Annotated in this window: 10 protein-coding genes; all 10 read left to right on the top strand. The window is 72.3% G+C overall.

From position 1 onward, the window contains the following. Positions 1–159: 159 nt before the first annotated feature. The 10 genes from ACFXHB_RS40165 to ACFXHB_RS40210 all read left to right on the top strand — a co-directional run bounded on the left by ACFXHB_RS40165 (position 160) and on the right by ACFXHB_RS40210 (position 13,151). Positions 160–663: an NUDIX domain-containing protein gene (locus ACFXHB_RS40165; protein WP_380581319.1), complete on the top strand. Its 504-nt coding sequence runs from the start codon at positions 160–162 to the stop codon at positions 661–663. After that, complete coding sequence (locus ACFXHB_RS40170) at positions 660–1,142, top strand: NUDIX domain-containing protein (protein WP_380581321.1); 483 nt, start codon at positions 660–662, stop codon at positions 1,140–1,142. The genes ACFXHB_RS40165 and ACFXHB_RS40170 overlap by 4 nt, the downstream gene beginning before the upstream one ends. Next, the gene (locus ACFXHB_RS40175) at positions 1,139–2,029 is read left to right on the top strand and encodes a phosphotransferase family protein (protein WP_380581323.1); all 891 of its coding nucleotides are present in this window, start codon (positions 1,139–1,141) and stop codon (positions 2,027–2,029) included. Before ACFXHB_RS40170 ends, ACFXHB_RS40175 begins: the two co-directional genes overlap by 4 nt. Before the next feature lie 33 nt (positions 2,030–2,062). Continuing rightward, entirely contained in the window at positions 2,063–2,548 is a 486-nt protein-coding gene (locus tag ACFXHB_RS40180; RefSeq protein ID WP_380581325.1) for an NUDIX domain-containing protein, read from the top strand. 1 nt (position 2,549) lies between these two features. After that, positions 2,550–2,960, top strand: a complete 411-nt coding sequence (locus ACFXHB_RS40185; RefSeq protein WP_380581327.1) for a GNAT family N-acetyltransferase — start codon at positions 2,550–2,552, stop codon at positions 2,958–2,960. A gap of 674 nt (positions 2,961–3,634) precedes the next feature. Beyond that, positions 3,635–4,063 (top strand): hypothetical protein, encoded by a 429-nt coding sequence (locus ACFXHB_RS40190; RefSeq protein WP_380581329.1) that lies wholly within the window; start codon positions 3,635–3,637, stop codon positions 4,061–4,063. A 179-nt stretch (positions 4,064–4,242) separates the two neighbouring features. After that, positions 4,243–7,134, top strand: coding sequence for an AAA family ATPase (locus ACFXHB_RS40195; protein ID WP_380581331.1), 2,892 nt, complete (start codon positions 4,243–4,245; stop codon positions 7,132–7,134). 1,259 nt (positions 7,135–8,393) lie between these two features. Then, positions 8,394–10,574, top strand: coding sequence for an alkaline phosphatase D family protein (locus tag ACFXHB_RS40200; protein ID WP_380581333.1), 2,181 nt, complete (start codon positions 8,394–8,396; stop codon positions 10,572–10,574). Between the two features lie 279 nt (positions 10,575–10,853). Continuing rightward, positions 10,854–12,872, top strand: coding sequence for an RICIN domain-containing protein (locus ACFXHB_RS40205; protein WP_380581336.1), 2,019 nt, complete (start codon positions 10,854–10,856; stop codon positions 12,870–12,872). 132 nt (positions 12,873–13,004) lie between these two features. After that, the gene (locus ACFXHB_RS40210; protein ID WP_380581338.1) at positions 13,005–13,151 is read left to right on the top strand and encodes a hypothetical protein; all 147 of its coding nucleotides are present in this window, start codon (positions 13,005–13,007) and stop codon (positions 13,149–13,151) included. Positions 13,152–13,248: the final 97 nt, after the last annotated feature.

Consider the following 13,248-nt stretch of genomic DNA (forward strand, 5'->3'; position numbering starts at 1 on the left):
CCGGTTCGGGAAGGGGCCGCCGGAAAAGGACCTCACCCAGAGGCACCTCGCCGGCGGCCTACTTCACGCGTCCTCACCCCCGAGCAGCAGGCGCGGATCCGCCTCGACGCGGAGCACACCGAGTTCCGGTTCGAGGCGGCACACACCTGGCACTCGCTCATGGAACCGGATCGCTACCAGCGCCTCCTGCAGGTCCTGCGCGCGTACCGCTGCGGCCGGACGCTCTACTTCGAACGCCCCTCCCCGGACGGCTTCGAGGGCATCATGGCCCTCGTCACCGATCCGGCCGGACGCCTGCTGCTGCACCACCGCGACGACAAGCCCGGCATCGCCTGGCCCGGCTACTGGACGCCGATCGGCGGGTGGCGAGAAGCCGACGAGACCCCCGAGCAGATCGCGGCCCGGGAGATCCACGAGGAGGCGGGGATCACCGTCACCCGCATCCGGCCGGTCCCCGGCCCGCAGCACGAGCTCGTACATCCGCTCACCCGCGTCCTGCACGCCACCTGGGACGGACCCGCCGCGGACCTGCGGCTCGGCGACGAGGGCCTGGCCGTACGCATGGTCCACCTCGACGAGGTACCGCTGCTCAAGGTCCCGCCCTACATGCAGCACTACCTGCCGCTGATCGCCGCCGGCCTCCCCTTCGGGAGGACCGCGTGAACCCCCGAGTCCACGCTGAGCCTCCGGTCGGCGGCGAGGACCGGTTGACGTTGGTCGTCGGCGTCCACCTCGTCCTCGCCGACGCCGACACCGTGCTGCTCGGCCGGCGCCGCAACACCTCCTACGCGAACGGCCTGTGGCACCTGCCCGCAGGTCACATGCAGACCGGCGAAACGGTCACCGGCGCGATGTGCCGCGAGGCCGACGAGGAGCTGGGCATCCGCATCGCCGAGGAGGACCTCGCCTTCCTCCACACGCTGCACCACCTCGACCCGGACGACGGCCGCTCCCGACTCCAACTGTTCTTCCGCCCCCTGCGCCACGACGGCCGGGTCCGCAACGCGGAGCCGCACAAGTGCGAGGAACTGCGCTGGTGGCCGCTCCACGCGCTGCCGGCCGACACAGTGCCGTACACCGCCCACGCGCTCGCCGAGATCGGCCGCGGCAGCACCCTGTCCACCGTCGGGTGGGCCGCATGAGCGCCACCGCGGTCCCGGACGACGTGGACCGGCTGCTGCGTACGACGGCAGGCGGATACGGGCTGGTCGGCGTTCGCTCCCGCTCGCGGTCCGGCGACCCGGTGGTGTGGGACGTCGTCGTCGCCGGGGGGAGCAGACTGTTCGCCAAGCGGCACAAGAACGCACTCATGCACCAGCGGGAAACCGCCAGGTACCGGCTCCTCGCCCCGGTGTTCGGCGCAGGGCGGGCGCCCGCCCTGCGGGCCGAGGACGCCCGATCGCTGCCCGTCGTCACCACCGCACTGCCCGGCACCCCGGTCATCCACACCGACTTCACCACCGCCGAGGAGCGGGAGGTGTACCGGCAGGCCGGACAGCTCGCTGCCATCATCCACACGCAGCCGACGGCCGGAGCCCCCGTCGGCGAGCGCCTGCCCCGGGCCCAGCAGCGCGAGCGGGCACTCGCCCGTGCCCGCGACGCCCGCCTCGCCGACGAGGACATCGCGGTCCTGGCCGACGCCACCCGCACCGAACCCCCGCGCACGGCGCTCGCCTACTGCCACGGCGACTTCGGCCCGCGAAACTGGATCGTGCGCCGCGACACCGACGGCCGGCCAGTGGTCGGGGTGATCGACTTCGAGCGCGGCCAGGTCGAGGAGCCGGTGCGCCGCGACCTGATGCGGGTCACGCTCCAGCTCACCCAGCACCGGGGCGACCCGCGTGCGGCGTTCGCCTCCGGGTACGGGCGCGAACTCACCGCCGAGGAGCGGTCGGCGTGCCGGGCGTGGGCCGCGATCGACTGCCCCGCCGCGCTGCGCCGGGCCCTGGACCACCACCGCGACGAGGAGGTCCTCGGCTACGCCCGCACCGTGCTCGACCTGCTGCGCCACCCGAACCCGCTCGCGTGAACATCCCCTACGTCACTACCGGTTGGAGTCCCCGTGCAGTCCCTGCGTCAGGCCGTGTGCGTCATCGTCCACGACGACAAGGAGGGCAAGGTCGCCTGCGTCCACTACGCCAACAAGACCTGGTCCCCCCAGCCGGCCTGGACCGTCCCCGGAGGCAAGGCCGAGGAGGGCGAGCGCCTGGACGAGGCCGCCGCCCGCGAACTGCGCGAGGAGACGGGCCTGGTCGTCGCCCCCGAGGAACTGCGGCTGGTCCACACCGTCCAGGTCAAGGCCGGGTGGGACGGCAGGGGCCCGTTCCTCCTCTCGGTCTTCGCCGCGACCTCGTGGCAGGGCGAGCTGACGAACACCGAGCCGGACAAGCACCTCGCCGTCCTGTGGAAGGACACCACCGCGCTGCCCACCCCGATGTTCCCCACCTCGCACGCCGCCCTCACCGCCTACCTCGCCGGCGACGGGCGGGGGTTCTCCACCTACGGCTGGGACGCCTCGGAGGGCCTGCGGGCCCTGGTCGGGGCCTGAGATGGCCGGCCGTCACCGCCGCCCGCCCACCGACGAGTGGCGCACGACCTTCCGCGACGACATGCGTCGGCGCCTGGGCGCCGACCCGAACCTGCTCGCCTACGTCGTCCCCGCCGAGAGCGGCCTTGCCGCGTGCGCCATCGGCATTGTCTACCACGGCTACCTCGGCCCCGCGTTCCCCACCGGCCTGTGGGGCCGCATCCACACCGTCGCGACGGACCCCGACCACCGACGGCGCGGCCACGGCACGGCCGTCACCACCGCCCTGGTCGAGGCGCTCAAGGACCGCGGCTGCGGGTCCGTCGAACTGCGGGCCACCGAGGCCGGCGCGGGCCTGTACCGCACCCTCGGCTTCGAACCTCTCGACGGCTTCATGGCGCTGTGGCCCGGCCCCGGCGGGTGGGCGCGGTGACCGCCGTCGCGCGCACCAGCCACGACCAGGGGACCGGCCATGCCCTGCCCGCCCGGCCCGGTCGCCCGCACCGACGAGGGGCGTGAGCGTGGTCTTCGTCCCGCCCGAGCAGTTCGTCCCCACCCTGCCCCACGGCATCTCCTACGCAGGCGTGTTCTTCACCGGCTCCCGGGACCGGCCGCTGCTGCTTACCTCCGTCCACCATCCGGGCGAGTACCAGTATCCCGGCATGGACCAGGCCGCACTGCCCGGCACCGCCACCGGCGGTCTGCTGCCGCTTCCGGCGGTGACCGAGTCTCTTACGGGTGGCGGTGGCGGTGGCGGTGGCGGTGTTCGGCGAGGATGGGGAGCTCGCGCTCCAGGTCCCCGGGTACGCAGCCGGGCATCGCGCGGCGAGCGCGCAGACGGCGACCAGGGCGCGCCGCTCGCGCCGGCCGCGCCGATGCTGTTCGGGACGCCGACCTGCGCGATGAGCGCCACGGAGCTGGAATGGGCTGGCAAGGGCCGCCGCCCGAAGCACTGCTCGAAGGCCCGCTCCTCGAAAGCCGACCGCGCCCGGGAGAAGGAGAAGCGGGACAAGGTCCTCGCCGCGGCCGCCGAAAGCACCCGGGGCGAAACCCCCGCCACCCGCCGGCCTCGGCACCGACGGCCCGGCCGACCTCCTCGGCCTCGGCATGGAGCTGCGCCGTCACGACGTCGACTTCCTGGCCCGGCTTGACCGGGCGGCCCGAGACGGCGACCCGGCCCTGGCACGCCAAGCCCTGGCCGACGTCCTCCACGCCGCCCGCCTCCTGACCGCGCGCCACCGCGAGCTCGCCGAGCGGGTCCCGGACGGCCACGTCACCCAGGCACCCGCGCCCGCTACGCCCGCCACGGAAGCCTCCGTTTCGCCCCGAGGAGAAACGGTGGTCCCCGTCGGTGTCCCCGGCGCCGGCCCCTACTTCCTCACCGACGACGGCCACCAGGCCGTCCGCGACCTCGACCCCACCACGCTGCGCCAGGGTCATGGGCCGACTGGAGCACACCCGCGCCACGGCTCGCGCACCGCGCGACGACAGGCCCGCCCGGCCCGTGGTACGCCGCAGCCGCTCCTGACCCGGTAGGTGACCGAGGCCGTCCGTGACCCGGCTTCGTTCACCGGCACGGGGGTCTGGTCCAGGACCGGACCCCTCAGAAGCGAGCGAGGCCACTGTGCGGATCTGTGGGCTCGATGGCTTGTTTCCGGCCAGTTAACGGTGGATGTTGGGGGTCATTGGTACGACGAGCCCGATGGGAGCTGGGTGTGGACATCCTCGGTGACGGCAGGGCCTTCAAAGGAGTGCGGGGGTGCGCCTTCGCGGGGCGCGAGCACGAGATGCGGACGTTGCTGGGGATGGTGTCGGAGGCGCGTCCGGCTGTGGTGCTGGTGGAGGGGGAGGCGGGGATCGGCAAGTCGCGGCTGGTCACGGAGGCGTCGGCGGTCCTGGGCGAGCGTGGCCTGCGGGTGCTGGCGGGCGGGTGTCATCCGTTGCGTGAGCCGTTGGCGTACGGGCCGGTGATCGACGCGCTGCGCCTGGTGGGGCCGTGGTTGCCGCCGGTGGAGGAGTTGGGCGCGTCGGCGGGGGCGCTGACGCCGCTGTTGCCGGACCTGGCCACCGTGCTGCCCGAGCCGCTGCCCGCGCTGCCCCCGGAGCTGCCCGGGTCCGGTGCGGGCCGGTTCCGTGTGGCGTCGGGAGTGCGGACCCTGCTGGAGGCGGTGGCCCCGGTCGTCCTGGTGGTCGAGGACGTGCACTGGGCGGACGAGGCGACCCGGGAGCTGCTGCTCCTGCTGGCGCGGGACATGCCGCGCGATGTCGCGCTGGTGCTGACCTACCGCTCGGAGGACCTGCCGGCCGGTGTACCGGTGCTGGGGGTGCCGTTCCGGCGTCCGCCGTCCACCGGGGGCGCGGAGATCGTGCTGGGCCCGCTGGGCGAGGCGGAGCTGGGGGAGATGGCGCGGGACGTGCTGGGCGGCGATCCTGCGCCCGGCCTGGTGCGGGCGCTGCTGGAGCGCAGCGGGGGGCTGCCGTTGGTGATCGAGGAGGACCTGATCACCCTCGCCCGTTCACCGGGCGGCGCGGACGTGGCCGCGCTGCGGGTGCCCCGGAGCCTGGCTGAGTTGCTGGCCGCGAGGGTCGCACGGTTGGGTCCCGACGCGGAGGCGCTGGTGAACGCCGCGGCGGTGCTGGCGGTGCCGGCCGCACAGTCGTTGCTCGCCGAGGCGGCCGGGCTGGACGAGGCCCGGGCGGACGCCGCGCTCCTGGAGGCGCTCGGCACGGTGGTGCTGCGTCAGCTCGGCCCGGACACCTACGGATTCGCCCACGTCCTCGCGCGGGAGGCGGTCTACGACGGAATTCCGGGTCCGGTGCGCAACCGTGCGCACCGGCGTGTCCTGGAGGTGCTGGAAACGCGGGTCCCGCCGCCGCTGGTGCAGATCGCCCACCACACGCGTGCCCTGGGGGACCTGGCCGTTTGGTTGCCCCGGGCCCGGGCCGCGGCCGACCAGGCCGTCGCGGTCGGCGACCACGGCACCGCCGCCGCCCTGCTGAACGAGATCATCGACCAGCCGGGCCTCACCCGTGAACAGCTCACCCACACCGCCCGGGCGCTGTCCTACGCGGCCGCGGCCGGCACCGAAGTGGCCACCACGGTCAGGAGCCTGCGCCGGATCCTGAGGGCGGCCGGCCTGCCCGCCGCGGTACGTGGCGGGATCAGGACCGGCCTCGGAGTGCTGCTGACCTACGAGGCCGGGGACCTGTCGGGTGAGGAGGAACTGCTGACCGCTCTCTCGGAGGTCGGCGACAGCGACCCGGTCGCTGCCGCCACGCTGCTCGCCGTCCTGGGACTGTCGGACACGGGCCGGTTCTCGCTCGCCGAGCAACGGGCCATGGTCGAGGGCGGCTACGCCCTGCTGGCCGGCAACGAGGACCGTCAGGTCCGGTTGTGGCTCGACCTCGCGCGCTTCGTGCAGCGGTGCGTGGTGGCCGATCCCGCCGTTCCGGAGCTGCTGGCGGCGTTGCCCCGGGAGGACGACGATGCCCAGGAGCTCCAGCGTACGGCGGTGATCGTCTGCGGCAGTGTCGGCCGCTCGCTCGGTGTCGGTCACGACGAGCGTGCCGCGGCCGCTCTCGCCGGGACGCGGGCCATGGCACCACACGCCCGGCTTCCCGTGCTGGAGCTCCACCTGGACGTTTACCAGGTGGAGCTCGACTGGCATGGCGGACGCTGGGACGAAGCGCAGCGCGGCGAACTGGCCTTCCGGGACCGCTACCCGGGAGGCCAGTTCGGGTCAGGGGGGATCCTGGCCACGGTGCGGGGTCTGACCGCCGCGGCCCGCGGCCTGACAACGCAGGCCGCCGCCGCGTTCGACGAGGTCCTGGCGCGGGGCCTGCACCTGGACTCGCTCGGCGCCGCCGCCGGCGCCGCCTGCCTCCACCTCGCGCGCAGCGACCCGAGGGCCGCCTGGCGCGCCCTGACCGACCCGTTCGACTTCCTGGGGTTCCTGGACCGCAAGGAGGCCTGGGCCTTGGCCTGGGACCTCGTGCCCACCGCCGTCGAGACCCTCCTGGCTCTGGACCGGCCCGAGGAGGCCGAGGCCCTGGCCGCGCGTCACGCCGTCGGGATCGAGGGCCGGGACGCGCCCGGCGCCGTCGCCGAGCACCACCACTGCCGGGGACTTCTGCTGCGGGCCGGCGACCCCGACGCGGCGATGGCGGCCTTCGACCTCTCGGCCACGCTGTGGGCCGGCATCGGCCGCCCCTACCGGGCCGCCCTGGCCGCCGAACGCGCCGCCCGCACCCGCGGCGACCTCGACGAGGCCGCCGCCCGCCTGGCCGCACCGATCGCCACCTTCGAACGCCTGGGGGCGGCCTCGGACGCGGCCCGCTGCCAGCGCCAGCTGCGCGAACTCGGTCAGAAGACCCTCAACCCGCGCGGCCGGACCGGCTACGGCGGCCACCTCTCGCCACGAGAGGAACAGGTCCGCGACCTGCTCGCCTCCGGCGCCACCAACAAGGACATCGCCGACGTCCTGTTCCTCTCCAACCGCACCGTCGAGAACCATGTGGCCCGCGTCCTGGCCAAACTCGACACCACCCGCGCCGACCTCGGCGGGCCGACCCGAACCGGGCCGGATCGCCGCCCAGGGGCGTCCTGACCGCGCGCCGCCGCGCCAGTTCCGTTCGTCAGCGCCCGAACTCGGCCCTGGCACCGGTGCGCCGAGGGCGGCCGAGGTCGCGAAGGGCCGGGTACGGGGCCCCACACGACCTGACGAGGGTGGAAGCCGCGGACTGGAACATGGCGGTGGGAGGAGGGACATTCCGTTCGGACGGTCTGCCCGGGCTGTGAGGCCCTGGCCGACGTGGCTGGGGCCGGCGGCCACCTTGTCGCCGCCCGTGATCTGGTGACCGACCCGGGGCCCGCCTCGACGGCGACGACACCCTTCACCAGGTCCTGCGGACCGGCCGCGCCGTGCGCCTCGGGACGATCGAGGACCTTGTCACCGGGCACCCGACGCGTACCCGCCCTGGGCGTCGACGGGCGACCGGGGTCCTTGGCGCGGCGGCGGTATGGCGGCGCGCCCCGTCCCGGGGGGTGTGGGTTCCGATGGTCGGTGGGTGGGTCGGTGGCGGCAAGGCCTGAAAAGCTGATGGGGCGGATAGCCAAATCGTATGGGCGGCACACGGTGCCATGTCCGGGCCTGGCGCGGCGAGAGGTCCCGGACGCGGCACGCCGGTTTCGGTCAGCGGCACCCGGTTCAGGCGAGCCAGGGCGCGCCTGACGCCCGGTCGGCGGTGCGGGTGCGCGGGCTTCCGGGCGGTTCGCGTCAGCGCAGCGGGTGCTGGATCGAGCGGGAGAGGAGCCGCTCGTTCGAGGCTGCCGCAGCCCCGGATTTCCCTGGTCACATGGGACATGTGACCAGGATCGGATCTTCGAGAGCGGGCCGTGTCGAGTGCCCGGCCCGTAGCCCCCCCGGGCCGACCGGGCGGCCCGTCGCGGATTCCTCCCAGGGCGTCGCCGGTCGAAGGGGTCGTACCTGACCGGAACAGGGAGCGGGACGGTAACCCGGCCATTCAGCCGGCCCACGCAGGACATTCCCCGTGCGATTCGGTGGGCGGATATCCGGGTGAACGCGTATTGACGGCGCTGTCGCGCCGGCGCTGTAGTTCCCCTAAGTCACTCCGCTCCGTTTCGCCGATTCCGGTGTGAGGCCGCACCGGCCCACCGAAACGGCCGCAGCGTCTCGTCCGGTCGACCCGTGAAGCCCCCACCCCGGCGCACGGCGGCCCGCACGTGCCACGCACCCCTCCCCCCACCGATCGGGTTGCCCGCACCCCCACCCCCGCTCGATCACGCCCCTGCCCGGGGCCGTGGCACGGCGGAATCGGCAGGCATCCATCACGTCAGGAGAAGACAATGGACGACTCTTCCCGTATCCCGTACCAGGTCAGCCGCCGTACGGTGGTGCAGCTGCTGGGCGCCGGCGCGGCGGTGGCCGCCGCCGGAAACGTCATGACCGCCACCGACGCGGTGGCGCACACGCGTGCCTCGTCGGGGCTGGTCGCGGCCGTGCTGGATGAAATCGACAGCGCTACGAACGCCCGCGGCCTGAAGGCGCTGCTGCAGAACGCCGGTTTCGAGGTGATAGACCTGGACCCGGCCCGCGCGGCGAATGCCCAGGCCAAGACCGTGCACCTGATCGCCTTCGGCAGCTTCGCCAGCAGTGTCGCCACGAGCGGGTACTCCACCTTCGTGACGAACCAGACCGACTCGCTGCAGGCGTTCGTCAAGGCCGGCGGGGTGGTCCTCGACCTTGCCCAGCCCGACAAGGACGGCGTCGGTGTCTCCTACCTTCCGGTCACCCAGTACCAGTACGACGCGATCCCGATGCACGCGGTGCGCACCGACCACGACTCCAACGCGATCTACCCGGTGGACACCGGCCACATGCTGGTGAAGGCACTGACGGCCCCGTCCAACCCGTCGTCCGCCCAGCCGGTGTTCACCGGCCGCCGTACCCAGCGCGGCGACGGGGCGAATGTCTGGACCAGTTGGGAGTCGATCGGCGCCTGGGCCGAGATGCGCGCACTCCTGTCCTGTACACCGGGGGAGAGCTTCCCGGCGGCCCTGCTGGAGGGCAAGAGCGGATCCGGCAGGTACCTGATCTCCAGCCTCACCATCGACAAGTGCTACGCGGCGGACGGCACGACGGCGGTCGAGTCCGCCGCCGCCATCGAGGACAGTCACAAGTTCTTCCACGCCCTGACGGACTACGTGACCTGGGTGCGGGCGAACCCCGCAGCCAACGTGGGCCAGACGGAGTCGCCCAAGGCCGGTCCGCTCGTCGGCCACGTGGACGAGACGACGGCCCGGATCTGGGCACGACCGGGCGTGACCCACTCGTCCTGGAAGTGCGAGGTGCTGGCGGGGGCCGTGGTGAAGGCCAGCGTCACCAAGAGCGTCGACGCCGGCAACGACAACACCGTCCTGTTCGACGTGACGGGCCTGCAGGCGGGCACCGGATACACCTATACCATCACCCCGGTAGGCCAGACCCCGCCGCAGTTCGTTCCGATGACCGGCAGGTTCACGACCGCACCGACCCCAGGTGCGGCCACCAAGGTCACCCTCGGCTTCGGTTCCTGCGCGCACACCGTGTCCAACCCCGTGTGGCAACAGGTCATCAACAAGGGCTGCGAAGGTTTCGTCATGCTCGGCGACACCCCGTACGCCGACAGGGGCGTCCCGGCGAATACCCCTACCGCTGTCGCCCTGGCCAAGGCGCGCAGGACCCACCGGGAATTCCTGGCCGCACCGGGAATCGACAACCTGGTCAAGTCGATGCCCACCTGGGCAACGTGGGACGACCACGACTTCGGCCTCAACGGCTCCGACGGCACCTTCACCGGGAAGGCCCCCTTCCGCCAGGCGTTCGTCGACTACCACGCCAACGCCACCTTCGGCCACGCCACCAACGGCACCCAACTGCTGACCGACCGGGGCACCGGCGAGGGCATCTACACTTCCTTCCGGCGCGGCCCGATCGAGGTGTTCCTCACCGACCCGCGGTGGTTCTCCAACGCGAGCGCGAACCCGAAGGTCTGTATGGGACCGGTCCAGAAGGCCTGGCTGTTCGACCGGCTGACCAAGAGCACCGCCACCTTCAAGATCCTCGCCTCGGGAATGACCTGGTACGACAAGGACGGCCCCGAGGGCGACCACTGGGCCAACTACCAAACCGAGAAGACCGAACTGCTCGAGCACATCAGAACCAACAACATCAAGGGCTGCGTCCTGCTCAGCGGCGACATCCACGTCTCCCGCGCCCTGAAGAACAACGACAACCCGCCGCGCAACTACGACCTGTGGGAGTTCGTCGTCAGCCCGCTGCACGACATCACGGCCGGCAACCTGGCGTCGCTGACCACTCCCGGCCTCATGGCCCACACCGACGCGCCACGTACCTTCCTCAAGCTGGAGGCGGACACCAGCCCCGGTGTCCAGGCGAAGCTGACCGCCACCTGGATCAACGACAAGGGCCAGAACGTCATCAGTCCCATCGTGCTCCCCACGACCTCGCTCGGGTACGCGACCTGACACCCGGTCGGCGTGGGACCACGGGGTGACCGCGGTCCCACGCCGACCACCTCAACCCCCCGGCCCTGCGGGCCGGCGGGGCGACGACCGTGCGAAACGCTCCGCATCCCGGGCCCCATCGTCGTGAGCGGCACGATCATGCTGCTCTTCGGCCCCGAGAAGCTCCAAACCGCGGCCGTGTCGCCAGGTACGGGCCCACGACGACCGGCCGCGATGTGGACAACAAAGCAACACAACCACGAGCCCTGACCGTCTGATTCGGCGAAGGAGTCGCCCACCATGTTCGACAGACCCGCCGCCCGGCCACCGACAGGCAAGGACCCGCTGTCACGCCGCCGCGGCATCCAGACACCCGCCACGCGCCCCATCTCCTCGTCTGCCGGCCGCCGCCTCGCCACCTCGATCGTGGCCGGCTTCACCCTGCTGGCCACTTCCGCCGCGATGGCTCCCCCACCGGCCGCCGCCTCGCCACCCGCGCCGACCCCCGCGCCGGATCCCGCGCGGGCACCGTACGACCTCGCCAAAGACGCGCCGGTGCTGATCGTGCTCGGCCAGAGCAACGCGGAGGGGTGGACAGCTCCCCTCACCGACGCCGACCAGACGAAGTGCCAGTCCCTCAACAACGTCAAGGGGCTGAATCGGACGGACCACCGCGTGGTCGGAGCGACGACGGCCACCTGGTCCCCGTACACCTGCGCCGGCAACAACCTCGGCCTGGAACACGGAGTACAGCCCAAGCTGGGCTACAACTACAACGTCGCGTCGGCCACCGCGCTGCGCTGGCAACGCGCCATCGAGGCGGGAACGCGCCTGCCCGACCTCAACGTGATCCACATCGCCTGGGGCAGCCAAGGCGTTCTGGAGACCGAGTTCGGAGGGAACAACCGCTGGTGGCCGGACCGCGACCCGACCGACATCGAAAGCCTGTTCCCGCTGGCGATGAACACCATCGGCAACGGCCTGCGCGCACTCCAGGAGAACGGCAAGCGGCCGCGCATCATCGGTATCCACTGGAACCAGTGGGAGGCCGAGGCGAAGAACGCGGATACCACCGTCAACGGACTCCAAGAGGCGCTCCTCAAGGTCCTGAATCCGCTGCGAACGATCACCGGCGACAGCAGGGCCCCGATCTTCCTCTACCGTCCGCGCTCGAGGAACTACGTCGAAAAGTATGGCGAGGTACCGACGCAACGGGTCACCGAAGCGCTGAACACCTTCATCGCCAAACAGCCTGCCCCCCACCCCTACCGGATGCTCGACGCGGCGGACGCCACCACGGCAGCGGGCACGTCGCTCTACAACGCCAGCACCCCACCCAACTTCGGGATCTACGCCGATGGTGTTCACTACACCACCGCCGTGCACGAGTGGTTCGCCGCGCAGCAGTGGAAGACCGTCTTCACCGATGGCCAGTACGGCACGCCGGTGAAGGCCACCGTCAACGCGGCCCTGGGCAGGCCCGCCACCCAGTCCTCCGTCAACAACGAGGGCTCCGCCGCACGGGCGGTGGACGGCGATACCAGCGGCGCCCCGGAGGCCCAGAGCCTCAGCCAGACCAAGAGCGAGGAACGGGCCTGGTGGCAGACCGACCTCGGCGCGCGGCTCCCGATCCGGTCGGTGGAACTGTTCAACCGACCGGGCGACGCGGCCAAGGATCTCACCGATTTCTACGTCGTCGTGTCGGCCACGGATCTCACCGGCCGCAGCTGGGCGAGCATTGAAGCGGACCCGGCGGTGAAGCGGATCCGGATCCCGGGCACCGCGCCCACGAAGCTCACCGTCCCCGTCGGCGCCGACGGACGCTTCGTCCGCGTCCAGCTCGCCGGCACCAACACCCTCACCCTGGCCGAGGTCCGCGTCAACGCCACCCTGGACGGTGTCCGCGCCCTCACCATCGGCGACAAGGCCCTGGGCGTCCCCGCCGCGTCCAAGACCCCCGGCAGCCGGCTCAACACCCGCAACGCACGCAACGACCCCAGCCAGAAGTGGACCCTCACCCAGCAACGAGACGGGAACTACACGCTCGTCAACCAGGCGTCAGGACTCTGCGCCGACGTGACCGCCGCGTCCTACAGGCCCGGCACGCCCATCATCCAGTGGCCCTGCACCGGCCACGTCAACCAGCGCTGGAGCATCACCTCGGTCAGCGGCGGCTACACCATCGCCTCGGCCGACAGCAAACTCCTGCTCACCACAGCCTCGAACGCCAACGGCGCCCTGGTCACCCAGCAGAGCGCCTCGCGCACAGCTCTCCAGAAGTGGAGCATCGCAGACCAGCCCCGCAGGACGGAACACTGACCTGACGCCCACTCCACGCCGTGCTCGGCACGGAACCACCGGACGACCGCTCTCCCGCCCGTAACCCCGGGAGGGGGAGCGGGATCCCGGCGAATCCCATCCGCGCCGTACGTGCGGGGCCGGGCCAGGGTCATGACCCCAGGCCAGCCGTACACCTTCCTCAAGCTGGAGGCCGACACCACCGTGACCCCGGCCACGCTCACCGCCAAGTGGATCAACCGGGACGGCGCGGAGCAGCACACCCAGACGCTCACCATCACCGAGCTCACCCGGCCCTGACACCCCGGTCGGGGGGGGGGGGGGGGGGGGCCCCCCCCCCCCCCCCCCCCCCCCCCCCCCACGCCCCCCCCCCCCCCGGGGGCGAGCGCCGCTTCGG

This window comes from Kitasatospora sp. NPDC059327, from assembly GCF_042752535.1.
GTDB lineage: Bacteria > Actinomycetota > Actinomycetes > Streptomycetales > Streptomycetaceae > Kitasatospora.